We start from the raw sequence: 13,849 nt of genomic DNA, 5'->3' as shown, positions 1-13,849 counted from the left end.
TCTACGATTCATTCGTTACATCCTCTTGGAAGGAAGCGTCATGCGACACGTCTCATCCATCGCCGCGGCCGTCGCAGTCGCGGCTGCATCCTCCCTGATGGTCCAGCCTGCAGCAGCACAAGCGAAGCCACCCAGCGCCGCCACGTCGCCTGCCCCGGACGTCAAGGCCTTCGACCAGCGGACGGCCGAGTTCCAGGAGAAGGTCAAGCTGATGCAGCAGCAGATGGACAGTCTCAGACAGACCCAGGATCCGCAGCAGCGACAGAAGCTGTTGGAAGAACATTGGGCCACGATGCAAAGTGCGATGTCCCTGATGCACGGGATGTGGGGCCCCGGCATGATGGGTGGTCGAGGAATGATGGGTGGCCCGGGAATGATGGGTTGGGGCGGGATGCGCGGGTACTACTCGAGGCTGACGCCCGAACAGGAAAAACAGCGCCAGTACATGGTGGACCAGTACACCTGGATGCAACAGATGATGATGGACCACATGCTCCAGCGTCAGCAGTGGCTGACTCAACCGGCACCTGCGTCATCTCCGCAACCTGCGTCCAAGTAATAATCCGCCCGCCGCCGATGTACAGGCCGCGTACGTCCTACCGTTCTTCTTGAGGAGCGAGAACATGTCCCGACGCCTCTGCAATCTGAAAAATCTCCTCACAGACTTGGAAGCCCGTTACGGGGAACAAGACGATCTGGTTCAACAGGTCAGGTGCGAACTCGCGACTGTCGAGGCCGCGGAGTCCAAGCTGCAGGGCCTGCCCTCCAAAGACGGCAGCGAAACTTTCGGTCCGCCGCGCAGGCACAGTTGGGATGGCTTCTCGACCTTCCCTCACTGAATTTCGCACTCAGCAGACATCGTGCAGAAGCTCGAAGTCCGCTGATTCAAGAAGCACCGGTCGGCCGCCGCTCGCGATGTGGCGCTCGATCGCCAGTGGGTTGATGAGTTCCGCATTCCGCGCGTAGGCCTGGACCAGGCTCTCGCCGCCGCCGTCCGCCCCGAAGAAGTCCCTCAAGGGGTCTTCGCTGATTTCCGCCACGACGCGGACGCCGCCCTCTGGGTGGATCGCGAATCGCACCGTCGCCGTATCGAAGCAATAGATCGCCTCTGCTGACATGGCTGTCTCCGTCTATGGTTGTCGTGGAGCGCAGTCACTGTGCCACCGGCAGCCTCTCGCCGCGAGCGGCGTGACAGATACCCGTGATGCAATCATCGAATGCGCACCATCGCGGCGCCGAGCTTCTGCATCGTCTCGGCGTCCCACAGCGTCTCGACGGGCAGCGCGTACTTGCCGCGCCAGTTCGGATGCTCGACGGTCGTGCCGGGAAGATTCGGCTGCTCGATCTGCGCGAGCGCATCTTCGAGCTGCACCATCAGCAGGCTCGAAGGCGCGCGGGCGAGGAAGGCGTGCAGTGCAGCCACATCGTCAGCTCCCGGCGGCGACTCGGCGGTGCCGGGATCGTGTAGCGATGAGATAGCCCCCTGATTCTCCGGTCCCGTCCTATCGCTTATCTTTCAGATAGGAATAGGACTATGAATACGACTAGGCATACGGAGTCGGTAGAGGTGATTTTGAAAGACCAGCGCCGCAGGCGCTGGTCCCTCCCGGAGAAAGCAGCGCTCGTGCGGCGCACCTACGAGCCGGGCATGAGTGTTTCCCTCGTGGCCCGACAGGAAGGCGTGGCTGCCAGCCTGCTGTTCCAGTGGCGCAAGCTCGAGCGGCAAGGGGCATTGACGGCCGTCTCTGCAGGCGAAGCGGTGGTGCCGGCATCCGAACTCGCAGCCGCCCGTGCGGAAATCGCCAAGCTGCAGCGCGTGCTGGGTAAGAAGACCTTGGAGAACGAAATCCTCAAGGAAGCCGTGGAGTACGCCGCGGAAAAAAGTGGATTGCGCGCTCGCCCTTGTTGCCCGGGGAAGACCAGTGAAGACGGTCTGCCGGACGATGGGGTTGGCGCGCTCGCATATGCGCGACCTGCTGGGACGCGACGAGGACTGGAAGGACGGGCGCGCGCATCGCACGCCCAGCGACGATGCCGGCTTGTTGGCCGAGTTGCGGCAGGAGATTGCCGAGTTGCCGAGCTATGGCTACCGGCGTGCCTGCGCCCTGGTGAACCGCCAGCGCGTGGCCAGGGGCGATGCTCGGGTCAATGCCAAGCGCGTCTATCGTGTGATGGCGCAGGCCGGGCTGCTATTGCCCAAGGCGCCGCGACGACGCCAGTCGGCCCGCACGCACGAAGGCCGCGTGGCTGTGGCGCGCAGCGACCTGCGCTGGTGCTCCGATGGCCTGGAAATCAAATGCGACTCGGGCCAGACGGTGACGGCCACCTTCGCCAAAGACTGCTGCGACCGGGAGGTGATGGCATGGCGGGCCTGGGAAGGTAAGGGACTGCCGGGCGAACCGGTGCGCGAGATGCTTATCGAAGCGGTGGAGCGGCGCTTCGGGGCGGTGGAGGCGCTCCCGGCGGGGCATCGGCTGGAGTTCCTGAGCGACAACGGCGGGGCCTACATCGCGGCGGACACGCGGGCGCTGGCACGTTCGCTGGGCCTGACGCCTATCAACACACCGGTGTGCAGCCCGCAGAGCAATGGCATGGCCGAGAGCTTCGTCAACACCTTCAAACGCGACTACGTGGCGCGCATGGACCTGCGTGACGCACAGACCGTGTTGTCGCAGTTGCCGGCCGCCTTCGAGCACTTCAACGAGGTGCATCCGCACTCATCGCTGAAAATGCGCTCGCCTCGGGAGTTCAGGCGGCAACAGGCCGCACGCGCGCGCCAGGTGCCATCAACAGACCAGGCGCTTTATTGCGAATAGGACGGGGCCGGGAATACAGGGGCAACATCAGCGATTCGTGCCCGTCTGCGCGAACGGCGTCGATCAGCTGCTGCCGGTCACGCCTGCGTTCTTCGCGCAGCCGGTCGAACGCCGCATCGTCGATCAGCCCGAGCGCGTGTCGCTCCTTCAGGTCATGCGCAGACCACCAGCCCGCAAATGGCGGCAGGTCGTGCGTGCTCACGGCGGCGACGGCCTGGGGCGGGTATTCGGCCGGGGCGCGGAATCGGCCCGCCCCGTTGCGCTCGAAGTAAAGCAGCCGGTACGAGAGCACGCCGTAGCGGCCCAGCATGTCGCGTGTCTCCTCGGGCACCGTGCCGAGGTCTTCACCGATCACGAGGCAGCCGTGGCGCCGGCTTTCGAGCGCGAGGATCGCGAACAGCTCCAGAGCCGGGTAGCCCACATAGGTGCCGTCACGCGCGGTGCCCTGCGCGGGAATCCAGAAGAGCCGCATCAGCATCATCACGTGGTCGATGCGGATCGCGCCCGCGCCACGCATGTTGGCGCGCAGGGCCTCGATGAAGATGCGGTATTGCGATTCGCGCAGGCGGTCGGGGCGCAGCGGCGGGAGTCCCCAGTCCTGTCCCCGCGGATTGAACGCATCGGGCGGCGCACCGATGCGCGCGGCGAGCGCGAAGGTGCGGCGATGGCGCCATGCGTCGGAACCCGCGCGGTCCACCGACACCGCGAGGTCGAGATAGAGCCCGAGCCCCATGCCCGCCGCTTTCGCACGCACACCCGCTGCCTCGAATTGCCGCGCGGCCTGCCATTGCAGGTATTCGTAGTAGCCGACGTGCTCGGTGTGCTCGGCCGCGAAGCGAGCCGCTGCGGGCGAAGATGGATCGCGGTATTCCGGCGGCCAATCGGGCCAGCCCTGGATGTCGGTGTCGCCCGCGTGGAAATTCGCCTGGAGTGCCTCGAAAAGCGCGTGCTGATGCAGCGCCTCGCCGCCTTGTTCGCGAAAGCGCGTGAAGGCGGCGGACTCCGCATCGACGGCATCGCGCGTTCGAAAGTGCGTGTACAGCAGTCGCAGCACCTCGTGCTTGGCCGCGGCCACGCCGGCGTGGTCGACCAGCGTGGCGGCACGCAACGCCGACAGCCTTGCCTGGAACGCCTGCGATTGGACGCGCTCGCGGGCCGGGCCGCAATCGTGGAAGTCCGGCACTGCCTCCACGTCGATGTAGAACGCGTTCAGTTGCGCGCGCGACGAGGGGCTGTAGGGGCTCGCGCGCAGCGGGTTGTGGGGGAACAGCGCGTGCAGCGGGTTGAGTCCCACCACGTCGGCGCCTTCGCGTGCGGCAAGTTCGGCGAAGTCCGCGAGATCGCTGAAGTCCCCGATGCCCCAGTTGCGCCGCGAGCGCAGCCCGTAGAGCTGGAGCGTGAATCCCCAGATGCGCGCATCGCCTTCCAGCGCTCCGGGCTGGTGGCAGCGCGCGGGCGCGCAGACCAGCAGGGTCTCGCCGGGAAAACCCACCAGGCTCAACCGGTGATAGCCCTCGGGCAGCGCGAGCATGAGCGGCAATCGGTAGCGCGCGTAGGCCTCGTCGTCGAAGGTCGCGCGGTCGATGGCTTCGAGCCGATCGGCGCGCACTGCGCCTTCGTGGCGCCCACCGCTCTCGTCGACCACGCGCCACTTGACGTGCGCGAGGTGGCTGGGCAGTCGGACGTCGATTTCGAACGCATCGGCGCCGGATGCGACGACCTGTACCGGCGGCAGCGGGTGACGCCGGGCATCGCGCGCTGCCGTCGCCACGGCGGCTGCGAAGGGCAGATCGCTGCCGGAAGCGGCCTCGGACCCCGAATGCGCGACGAAGCCCGCATCGGCGAGCAGCGCGGCGAGCGCCTCGTGGGACACGGCGTGGCGGTGGCCGAAGGCATCCACGTAGTCGGTGGCGACGCCGTGACGCTGACAGAGCGCGAGAAGCGCCTGGGCCTCGTGCGGCGGCAGCAGGCCCGACTCGTTCACGCGGCGCCCTGTCGCTCAGCTTGCAGGCTTGAGGACACGCTCCGGCAGCCGCACCGGCACGTAGGCCAGCCGCCGGTCGCGCATGACCAGCAGCGCGACGCTGCGGCCCGGCGAGACGGCCGAGAGGCTGCGCTGGAAGTCCTCGACGCGTTCGAGCCGGGTGTCGTTCACCGCGACGATGAGATCGCCCGCGCGGATGCCTTCGCTGCGGGCCGCGCCCGAGGCTTCGCGCACCATGAGGCCGCCGTCGACGCCGAGTTGCTGGCGCTGGCCGGATGTCAGCTCGCCCAGGCTCAGGCCGAGGCCGTCGCCCCATTCGGCCGCGACGCTCGACCGCAGGGTGCTGCGCGGCGCCGGCTCTTCGGACAAGACGACCCAGAGCGTGTGTGCAGCGCCGCGCCGCCACACCTCCATGGTGTTGCGGCTGCCGGGCCGGCCTTGCGAGATCCGCTGTTGCAGATCGGCGGAGCGCGCGACCGGCTTGCCGTCGAAAGCGGTCACCACATCGCCGCGCAGCAGCCCGGCGGATCGCGCGGTGCCGTTCGCATCCACGCCGACCACGAGGGCGCCGGTCGCTTGCTTCAAGCCGAAGGACTGCGCCAGCGCGGGCGTCATTTCCTGGAAGTCGGCGCCGATGCGTGCGCGCTGGACGCGCCCGGTGGACTTGAGCTGCCCCGCGATCCTCATCGCTAGATTGATCGGCACCGCGAAGGACAGGCCCATGTAACCGCCGCTGCCGCTGTAGATCATCGAGTTGATGCCGACCACTTCGCCGCGGCTGTTGAACAGCGGGCTTCCGGAACTCCCCGGATTGATCGCCACGTCAGTCTGGATGTAGGGCACCTCGCCGCCACCGGCGACATAGCGGTCGATCGCGCTCACCACCCCCGCCGTGACGCTTCCATGAAAGCCGAAGGGCGTGCCGATCGCCGCCACCCAGTCGCCCGCTGCGAGGCCGCTGGAGTCGCCGATGACCGCGGTCGCAAGGCCGCTCGCGTCGATCTTCATGAGTCCCACATCGGTGCGCCGGTCGACGCCGACCACGCGCCCCGGGAAGCGCCGGCCATCGTCAAGGCGGACCTGCGCTTCGTCCACGCCGGCGATCACGTGCGCGCTGGTCAGGATCAGGCCGTCGCTCGTGAGGATCACGCCCGAGGCGAGATCGCGGGTCTGGCTCAGCCGCACGCTGGCCGGCAGGGGCGAGGCGAGCCGGTCGGCGAAGTCCAACTCGGGGGCGATTTCCAGTTCGACCGCCCTGTCGTCGATTCCTCCGATGCGCAGCGTGCTGATGTCGACAACGCTGGCGCTGCGACTGGCGACGAGGGAGGAGAAGGCGGGGGCGGGTGCCGCAGGCGTTGATGACGCGCTGACGAACGAGATCGAGTCGCGCGGCTGGAATGTGGACGCGCACGCGCCGAGGAGGAGGCTGGCCAGGCCGAGCATGACAACACGCCCGAGCGAGCGGCTCGGCGCTCGACCCCTGCGGACTTGACACCGCCCCGGCGTGATGAACGGACACATGACGATCAGTTTGACCGGCGCGGCGGCAGGCTGGTTCCTGCCGAGATACGTGCCCCGCAGAAAGTCGATGCAGGCCCTAGTGAAATGCCCTCGCACCCGATGGCGCCGCCACCTGCGCGATGAAGCTCGTCAGGGCTTCGACGCGGGGGATATGGATTTCGCGCCGACCCTTTTCGATGAAGCGGATGACATCGCTGCGGGCCAGGCGGGACAGCGCGCGGCTGACGGTCTCGAGCGTCATGCCCAGGTAGTTTCCGATTTCCGCACGCGTCATGCGCAGGGAAATCTGGTCGGTGCGCAATCCCCGTCTTGCCATTGCTTCGGCCCAGTACTGCAGGAACGCTGCCACCCGGGCATCGGCCGGCAGCGCGCACAGGGACTGGAGCGACTCGTGATCGCGTGCAAGCTGCCTGCTCATCGCCTCGTGCAGCGCGGTCAGCAGCGCCGGCGTCCGGAGTGCTGTGCGCAGGAGGTCGTCGTACCGGAACGACCAGACCTCGCCCGTGTCCATGGCAACCGCATCGCAGCCATAGCGTCCGCCGGCGATGCCGTCCAGACCCAGCCAATCGCCACGGAAGTGCACTGCAACCACCTGTTCGCGGCCTTCGCTCGAAAGATTCACCATCTTGACCAGGCCCGAATTCACGACATACAGCGAGCCGAATTCCTGGCCGACCTGATAGATCGTGTCGCCGGCGTGAACCATGCGCCGCTGCACGGGCAGTGTCTTCTGCACCAGCTGGAGGGTGTCGGCAATTCGCTGTGCGAACGAGATTTCATCCACTGCCTGCCGATCGAGTTCCTGTGTCATTGCATTGCTCCTGCGCCGAATGAATGACCGTGAGCCTATGCTTGCGATGAAACAGTTCACGAAATGGACGAATCGATTGCGTAACGCTGCGTGAACGCTCTGTAAACGCCAGGGTGCAATGGGTCGTGGTGCTGGGCCCGAAACCGCCTCGATTGATCTGCGTCATGTCGCTACCGTGCGTGCTGCCTAGAGTGGAAACCCTCTACACACCCACTACGGAGTCCCCATGAACATCGCCAGTCTGTGCCATCGCGAAGTCGTTGCCGTTCCCACCTCGGCTTCGCTCCCGCAAGTCGCTGCCCGCATGGCCGAGGAGCACGTCGGCTCGCTCGTCGTCGTATCCGGGGACGATCCGCCGAGAGTCGTGGGCATCCTCACCGATCGCGATCTCGCGCTGGATGTCGTCGGGAGCGGCCAGTCGGGCAGCAATCTGAGCGCGGGCGATCTCGCCAAGAAGCCGCTGGTCGCCGTGCCCGCCGGCGCCAGCCTCCAGGAGGCGACCGCCGCCATGGCAAAGGCCGGCGTGCGTCGGGTGCTCGTGGTCGACGACGCGGGCCGGGTGACCGGGCTCGTGGCCGCCGAGGATCTGATGGCAGCGATTTCCGACGAACTGGCCCAGCTCGCGAGCGCCTTGCGAGGCGGCATCGAGCGCGAAAAAGCGAGCGCAGTGCGGCCGCAACGCCAGCCGGACCCCGCCCTGTGTTTCCCTCTTTCGGTACCGGCGTCAAGTAAGAAAAGACCTCAGGCCGCGGCCGGCGCTCGCACGCCGGCCGCGGCAGTCCGTGTCAGTCGATCACAAGATCATTGACCACCGAGCTCACGCCGGGCGCCGACCAGGCCGCACCCTGCACCGCGTTGAGTTCCGCCCAGGAGTGGACCTTTCCGGTCAGGCGGACCTCGGAGCCCTCCACGGCGACCTGGATGTGGCCGGCTTCGCGGTCGGCCTGGCGCGACAGGGCGTCGTGAAGCCGCTTCTCGATGTCGACCACCTTGACCTTCGGAATGATCTTGATGTCGTTCGTGACGCCGGTGACGCCCATGAGGTTGCGCACCGCCTTCTCGGCGGCTCTGCGCTGGTATTCCCACTCGACTTCGCCGTTCAGGGTGACCCAGCCGTTCTCGACCTTCGGCTTGACCTTGGCGGCCGGCACGAGCGCCGACCATTCAAGGCCGCGTTCGGCCGCGAGGGCGATGTCGGCGTCGGTCCGCGTATCGTCGATGGGCAGCTTGACGGTGATTTCGACCGCGAGTGCCTTGACCCCCTGACGCGCCGGGCCGCGGCTTCGGCGGCGTGCTTCTCTGCATGGCTGGCGACGTGGCCCGTCAGCGTGACGATGCCGTCCGCGGCGATCACGCCGATCTGCGTCGAGTTGATCGCGGGATCCCAGTCCAGCTCGGCCTGGACGTCGCTCCTGAGTTGTGCATCGGATCGCATGTGACTTCCTTTCGTTGGGTGATGGCGGCCGTTCAGTCGGGCAGGATGGGCCAGTAGAGGGTGGCGATGGCGGCCTCCCTGCCGATGCGCACGTTGATCGAGCGGGCCAGGCCGCGGTAGGTGGCCCGCACACGGTAGGCGCCGGGGTTCAGAGCCATGTACAGCAAGGGGCCGGAGTCCTTGAAGGGACCGTACGTCGGCCCCGGCTGGAGGGGCTCGACGACGACATCGACGCCCGAGAGATAGGCGCCGGTGCCCGCCTCGGAAAAAGTGAGCCGCAGGTTGTAGAGGCTCTGGCTCAGTTGCATGCGATGCTGGTCTTCCTCTCCGATGCCGCCGGTGGTGTGCGTCCCGGGGCGAAGGAGGGGCGATGCAGACGCAGGCATCAGGGCGCCCATGCAGAGCGTCCCGAGGAACAAAGCGGTGGCGAGGCGGGATGCGGGCGTTCGCATGATGCGAGCCGGCCGGTCAACGAAGGCCGTCGGGCACGAAGGTCCGCACGAAGTCCAGCGACGAGACGACGCCGACGATGCCGTTGCGGTCGCTTACGGCCACGTGGTGAATGCCGCGCTCGACCATGAGCGCCGCCACCATGGCGACCGGCGTCCCGGCGTCCACCACGACCGGCTTGTAGGTGCACATCTGCCAGGCGCGCGTGGTGGTGGCATCGCGGCCCTGCGCGTGGAAGGCCACGAGATCCGAGGCGCTGATGACCCCGGCCACTTCGCGCTTCGTCGGCTCGAGCACGGGGACCCAGGTGAGCCGCTGGCTGGAGAGCAGTTCCTCCACCTGGGCCACCGTATCGTCCATGCCCGCGCTGACGACAGGACGTCGCATCAGGGAAGTAATGACTTGGCTCATGATGACCCCTCAATGTGCCATGAGGACCGGGAGCGTCATCGAATCCAGGACGGTCCGCGTCGCCCCGCCGAGCAGCAGTTCGCGCGCGCGGCTGTGTCCGTAGCAGCCCATGACGAGCAGGTCGGCATCGCAGTCGGAGGCGATCGAAAGGAGCGCCTCGCCGGCGCTGTCGGGGGTGAGCCTTGCGTGCTCGTGGACCCGCTCGATGCCATGCAGGCGCAGATAGTCGCGCACGTCGATGGGCACGGACTGCCATTCGGCCCCGTCTTCCTCGACCAGATGGACGTGGCGTGCCTTCTGCAGGAAGGGAATCGCTGCCGCGAGCGCGCGTGCGCACTCGCGCGTGGGCTTCCACGCCACCAGTGCGACATCCGGCGAATCCGCGATCTCGCCTGCAAAGGGAATGATCAGCGCCGGACGCCCGCTGCCGATCACCACCGATTCGACGAAGTCGGCAGGGACGTCGAAGCCCGCCGTATCGTTCGGATCGCGCTGGCCCAGGAAGAGCAGATCGGCAAGGAGCGCCCGGCGGGTGAAGGCCTCGATGACCGGATCGCCGTCCAGTTCGAGCCATTCGCTCGGCTGGCTCGCAAGGGCACAGGAGCGATCGTAGGTCGCCAGCGCACTGCGCCGATGCTCGGCCTCGGCTCGGGCGTCCGGCGGCAGCGGCGGAATGCCGGGGCCGACCGGCAGCAGGGGCAGGTAGCTTCGAGCAACGGCAAACAGCGCGCTGACGCGGGCCTGCCAGGGATGTGCGAGTCGCAGCGCGAAGTCCAGGCGCGCTGCGGCGCGCGCGGTGCCGTCCAGGTGCACGAGAAACGATTGAAGCGCGGTCATGGTCATTCCCGTTCCGGGCTTTCCAGGCAAGGGCCTCGTCTTCCCCGGGGCTACTCGAACGCCAGCGCCGCGCTCGGCTGGTGGATGCGAGTCGCCTCGTCTTTCGTGTCCGCCTGCTTCTGTTCGTCCTGCGCGCGCACCAGCAGGACCGGCACGGGCGCAAGGCGAAGAATCCGTTCCGCGCTGCTGCCCATGAAGAGTCGCGAGACGCCGCGACGCCCGTGCGTCCCGAGCACGATCAGGTCGGCCCCCCATTGCGTGGCTTCCGTGATGACGACGTCCTGGACCGGGGACTCGGCGATGACCGCGGGGTATGCGGTGGCACTGTAGCGCTCGTGCAGCGCGGTCTCGACCTCGACGCCGGCCGCCTGTGCACTGCGCTTCGCGTCCTCGAGAACACGCGCGCCGTCGTCGCGTGCGGCCTGAAGCCACTTTCCAGGGGTGGCGGACTGTGCGTCCATGGCGAGCGCCAGCGACAGTTCGTCGATGACATGGACCAGCCGGAGTCGGCCATGGGTCAGTTGGGCGAGGCGGATGGCCTCCTCGAGTCCGCGCTGCGAAACCGGGCTGCCGTCGACGGGGACCAGGATGCGTTGGTACATGGAGGGTCCTTCGGTGCAGATGATGCGATGCGTCCAGTATCGAAAGGGCGGCGATGGAAGCACTTGATCTGGCGCAAACGACGGTCAACGGGTGCCGTCTGGCGCGAGGCTCAGGCTCGGCGCAAGGCGTGGACCAGCACGGCCTGCATGATGCGCCGGTGGTTCTCCTGTGCGGCCTCGTCGTCGACCGCCATGTCGCCGATCCACAGGGCCCAGCGCCCGGGTCCGGAGGCGTCCGCGATCGCCGGCATCTTTTCGCCGCCCTTCTCGGCGCGGTTCCTCCTGAGGATCGCGACGCCCATCGCGCGGGCTGCCGCCATGAACATCCGGGCTCGCGGCCTGCGTTCGTTTCCGATGAAGACGATCCGCCGATCGCCGGGACCCTGGTGCTCGCAGAGCGTCCACAGGTCCGCGATCGCCCGGGCCGGATGGGTATCGAGTTCCAGGCCCGGGAACACCGGCACGCCGGCGTGCGACTCGATCAACTGCCGGACCGAAGCCTGGAGATCGTCGCAATCGATGCCGTCGTACATGCGACCGAGCAGACGGGCCAGCGTGCCGATCTCGTCGTTCGCCTCACGGGTCCTGGAAGGGCGGGGAAATTCCAGCAAGGCCACGCGGGCGCCGATTTCCTCGGCGGCGTGTTGCAGCCTCGACGGACTGGTGGAGGCTTTCGGTCGCAGCAGCGCAAGGTTCTTGCCGCGCAACGGACGCGTGGCCGCGGGCTGCCGCAATTGCTCGGCAGTTGCTATGAGGGAGGCGATTCCGGTCGAAGACAAGGGGTCGGCCACCGGAGGTCGCGCGGCATGAAAGGCGATCACGCGTCCAACGCTACGCCAGTTGCCATCGGTGGACTTGACGCCGCTCAATATCGCAGCGTCCTCGCGAATGACAGCGACAGGCGTGGGCCGCGCCTCACTGAGCCTGGCTGATCACCCGTCCGATCGCCCGCTCGAGTTCGTCGAGGGTGTAGGGCTTGCGAAGCACCTCCCAGCTGCTCGGGCTGTCGAGCAGCTCGCCCGAATAGCCTGACATCAGCAGGACCGGCAGGCGCGGATGGCGCCGTCGGGCCTCGGCTGCCAGCTCGGTGCCGCGCACGCCGGGGCCCAGGAAGACGTCCGTCAGCAGCAGGTCGATCGCCTGCTGTTCCAGCACGTGCAGGGCCCGGCCGCCATCGGCGCACGGGACCACCTCGCATGCCAGCGACCCGAGAAAGCGCTGCACGACGGCAGTGACTTCCGGATCGTCCTCGACGAGCAGGACCCTCAAGCCGCTGGGCACGTGGGATGGACGCCCTGCGTCCTGCGTCCGTGCCTGGTCATCGTTTGCACGCACGCGCGGAAGGTACAGGGTGAGGGTGGTGCCGCGGCCCTGCGCGCTTTCGAGTGTGACGGCACCGCGGGACTGCCGCGCGAAGCCGTACACGGTGGACAGGCCGAGCCCGGTGCCGCGCCCGCTTTCCTTGGTCGTGAAAAAGGGCTCGAAGGCCCGCTCGCGGATGGCGTCCGGCATGCCTTCGCCGGTGTCCGTGATCGCGATGGCGATGAAGCCCTCGCCGCCGTCTTCCGAAACATCGAACTCCGGCGGCAAGGTCAGCACGGTGCGGCAGCGGAATCTCAGCGCGCCACCCCGCGGCATGGCGTCGCGCGCATTGATGGCGATGTTCAGGAGTGCCGACTCGAGCTGCATGGGGTCGGCCATGCAGAGCAGGCCGACGATCAGGTCGAGTTCGATCGCGATCCGCTGGTCGAGCGTCCTGCGCAGCATGCCCGTGAGGGAGCGCAGGAGGGCGGTGACGTCCACCACGCTCGGCTGGAGCACCGGCGGCGCGAGAAGGCCAACAGCTTGCCGGTGAGCTCGGCGCCGCGCTGGGTCGCGCGCATGGCGGCATCGACCAGGGGCTGCACGAGCGGGTCGGAAGCGCAGGCCGGCACGTCGCGCAGGATCTGCAGGTTGCCCGAGATCACGGTGAGCAGGTTGTTGAAGTCGTGCGCGATGCCCCCGGTGAGCTGGCCCACCGACTCGAGGCGCTGGGCATGGTTCAGCGCATCCTCGCTGCTGGTGCGCTGCAGGACGGTGGCCAGCATGCTCGACAGCGACTCGAGGAAATGCAGCTCGTCCTCCCCGAACGTGCGCCGGGTGCGCGACCGCACGGCCAGCGCGCCGATCGTGCGCCCCCGGTCCGACAGCGGCACCAGCAGCTTGCAGACCACCCCGGACTCGCGATCGGCGGCCGGCAATTCAAAGGCCGGCTGGCCGTGCCCGTCGTGGTCACCGGCCAATGCGGCCTTGCCCAGTGTCAGCACGACCTCGAGGGCCGAGCCCGGTTCGATCGCGAGGCGTTGCCCGATCCGTTGCGCCGCATCGGGACCGATGGCCGCGGCGATCCGGACCTCCAGCCCGTTCGGTTCCAGCAAGCGGATCTCGGCCATCTCGATGCGCAGCGCATCCGCCGCCACGGCCGGCACCTGGGTCAGGAGCTTTTCCGATTCGGATGCATCGACCGCGAGGCGCCCGAACCTGGCCAGGTGCTCCGCGTAGCGCGCGCGCTGAAGTGCCTGCTTGACGCGCGGGTATTCCGAGACATTGCGGATGGCCGCGACCACGTAGGGCAATCCGTGGTCCTGCAGCGGGCTCAGGGCGATCTCGACCATGACCTCGCGGCCGTCGCGCCGCTTGGCCACCAGGTCCATCTGCGTCCCCATCGGGCGGGGCCGCGGTTGGGCGGCGTAAGCGTCCCGGTAGGCCGCGTGGCGCGGGCGGATCGCGTCAGGCACGAGGGCGTCGACGGACAAGCCCCGCAGTCCGTCGGCCTCATAGCCCAGCAGCGTGAGCGCGGCGGGATTCGCGAGGTGGATCACACCTTGCTGATCGACCAGCAGCAGTGCATCCGGATAAGCAGCGAAGAGCGACCGGAACACCGTGCTTTCGTCGAATTCGGGCGCTTCTTTCATCAGGGAAAACTCCTCCGGAACCGCACGC

The 13,849-nt window shown here is 67.7% G+C and carries 18 protein-coding genes; 4 read left to right on the top strand and 14 right to left on the bottom strand.

Features of this window, described 5'->3' with window-relative positions; all coding sequences use genetic code 11:
- Positions 1–40 precede the first annotated feature (40 nt).
- A complete protein-coding gene (locus ACQ858_RS12615; RefSeq protein ID WP_431273085.1) occupies positions 41–559 on the top strand; it encodes a hypothetical protein in 519 nt (172 codons plus the stop codon).
- Between the two features lie 64 nt (positions 560–623).
- Positions 624–839 carry a hypothetical protein gene (locus ACQ858_RS12610; RefSeq protein WP_431273084.1) on the top strand — a complete coding sequence of 72 codons (216 nt, stop codon included), beginning with the start codon at positions 624–626 and terminating at the stop codon, positions 837–839.
- Between the two features lie 9 nt (positions 840–848).
- Here ACQ858_RS12610 and ACQ858_RS12605 read toward each other — a convergent pair whose 3' ends face one another.
- Together ACQ858_RS12605 and ACQ858_RS12600 are read right to left on the bottom strand one after the other, a co-directional pair.
- A complete protein-coding gene (locus tag ACQ858_RS12605; RefSeq protein ID WP_431273083.1) occupies positions 849–1,118 on the bottom strand; it encodes a hypothetical protein in 270 nt (89 codons plus the stop codon).
- A gap of 92 nt (positions 1,119–1,210) precedes the next feature.
- Entirely contained in the window at positions 1,211–1,423 is a 213-nt protein-coding gene (locus ACQ858_RS12600) for a 4-alpha-glucanotransferase (RefSeq protein ID WP_431273082.1), read from the bottom strand.
- A 111-nt stretch (positions 1,424–1,534) separates the two neighbouring features.
- Between ACQ858_RS12600 and ACQ858_RS12595 the strand changes: the two genes are divergently transcribed.
- Positions 1,535–2,816 (top strand): IS3 family transposase gene (locus ACQ858_RS12595; protein ID WP_431273081.1). Its coding sequence is split into 2 segments (ribosomal slippage): positions 1,535–1,875 and positions 1,874–2,816, totalling 1,284 coding nucleotides; the frame shifts between segments, so codons are not numbered across the junction.
- On the opposite strand, the gene malQ is transcribed toward ACQ858_RS12595, so the two are convergent.
- The 3 genes from malQ to ACQ858_RS12580 form a co-directional block, all read right to left on the bottom strand.
- The gene (gene malQ, locus ACQ858_RS12590) at positions 2,749–4,800 is read right to left on the bottom strand and encodes a 4-alpha-glucanotransferase (protein WP_431273080.1); all 2,052 of its coding nucleotides are present in this window, start codon (positions 4,798–4,800) and stop codon (positions 2,749–2,751) included. The two genes, ACQ858_RS12595 and malQ, sit on opposite strands and share 68 nt — an antisense overlap.
- A 15-nt stretch (positions 4,801–4,815) precedes the next feature.
- Positions 4,816–6,243, bottom strand: a complete 1,428-nt coding sequence (locus ACQ858_RS12585; protein ID WP_431273079.1) for a trypsin-like peptidase domain-containing protein — start codon at positions 6,241–6,243, stop codon at positions 4,816–4,818.
- Positions 6,244–6,397: 154 nt separating this feature from the next.
- Positions 6,398–7,192: a Crp/Fnr family transcriptional regulator gene (locus tag ACQ858_RS12580; RefSeq protein WP_431273078.1), complete on the bottom strand. Its 795-nt coding sequence runs from the start codon at positions 7,190–7,192 to the stop codon at positions 6,398–6,400.
- A gap of 166 nt (positions 7,193–7,358) precedes the next feature.
- Here ACQ858_RS12580 and ACQ858_RS12575 point away from each other — a divergent pair, with 166 nt between their 5' ends.
- A complete protein-coding gene (locus tag ACQ858_RS12575; RefSeq protein ID WP_431273077.1) occupies positions 7,359–7,940 on the top strand; it encodes a CBS domain-containing protein in 582 nt (193 codons plus the stop codon).
- On the opposite strand, the gene ACQ858_RS12570 is transcribed toward ACQ858_RS12575, so the two are convergent.
- From ACQ858_RS12570 to ACQ858_RS12530, 9 genes are all read right to left on the bottom strand, one after another.
- The gene (locus ACQ858_RS12570) at positions 7,918–8,283 is read right to left on the bottom strand and encodes a BON domain-containing protein (RefSeq protein ID WP_431273076.1); all 366 of its coding nucleotides are present in this window, start codon (positions 8,281–8,283) and stop codon (positions 7,918–7,920) included. The two genes, ACQ858_RS12575 and ACQ858_RS12570, sit on opposite strands and share 23 nt — an antisense overlap.
- Positions 8,232–8,567 (bottom strand): BON domain-containing protein, encoded by a 336-nt coding sequence (locus ACQ858_RS12565; protein WP_431273075.1) that lies wholly within the window; start codon positions 8,565–8,567, stop codon positions 8,232–8,234. The genes ACQ858_RS12570 and ACQ858_RS12565 overlap by 52 nt, the downstream gene beginning before the upstream one ends.
- A 32-nt stretch (positions 8,568–8,599) precedes the next feature.
- Positions 8,600–9,019 carry a hypothetical protein gene (locus ACQ858_RS12560; protein WP_431273074.1) on the bottom strand — a complete coding sequence of 140 codons (420 nt, stop codon included), beginning with the start codon at positions 9,017–9,019 and terminating at the stop codon, positions 8,600–8,602.
- Positions 9,020–9,035: 16 nt separating this feature from the next.
- Positions 9,036–9,428, bottom strand: coding sequence for a CBS domain-containing protein (locus tag ACQ858_RS12555; RefSeq protein ID WP_431273073.1), 393 nt, complete (start codon positions 9,426–9,428; stop codon positions 9,036–9,038).
- 9 nt (positions 9,429–9,437) lie between these two features.
- On the bottom strand, positions 9,438–10,265 hold the full coding sequence (locus ACQ858_RS12550) for a universal stress protein (RefSeq protein ID WP_431273072.1): 828 nt from the start codon (positions 10,263–10,265) through the stop codon (positions 9,438–9,440).
- Between the two features lie 50 nt (positions 10,266–10,315).
- On the bottom strand, positions 10,316–10,867 hold the full coding sequence (locus ACQ858_RS12545) for a universal stress protein (RefSeq protein WP_431273071.1): 552 nt from the start codon (positions 10,865–10,867) through the stop codon (positions 10,316–10,318).
- Positions 10,868–10,977: 110 nt separating this feature from the next.
- The gene (locus tag ACQ858_RS12540; RefSeq protein WP_431273070.1) at positions 10,978–11,736 is read right to left on the bottom strand and encodes a hypothetical protein; all 759 of its coding nucleotides are present in this window, start codon (positions 11,734–11,736) and stop codon (positions 10,978–10,980) included.
- A 46-nt stretch (positions 11,737–11,782) separates the two neighbouring features.
- On the bottom strand, positions 11,783–12,634 hold the full coding sequence (locus ACQ858_RS12535) for an ATP-binding protein (RefSeq protein ID WP_431273069.1): 852 nt from the start codon (positions 12,632–12,634) through the stop codon (positions 11,783–11,785).
- Entirely contained in the window at positions 12,586–13,821 is a 1,236-nt protein-coding gene (locus ACQ858_RS12530) for a PAS domain S-box protein (RefSeq protein ID WP_431273068.1), read from the bottom strand. Before ACQ858_RS12530 ends, ACQ858_RS12535 begins: the two co-directional genes overlap by 49 nt.
- Between the last annotated feature and the right edge of the window lie 28 nt (positions 13,822–13,849).

This window comes from Variovorax ureilyticus (genome assembly GCF_050632185.1).
GTDB classification, from domain to species: Bacteria; Pseudomonadota; Gammaproteobacteria; order Burkholderiales; family Burkholderiaceae_C; genus Variovorax; species Variovorax ureilyticus_A.
The sequence above is the reverse complement of the archived record's forward strand: the minus strand, read 5'-3'. Positions and strand labels throughout refer to the sequence as shown.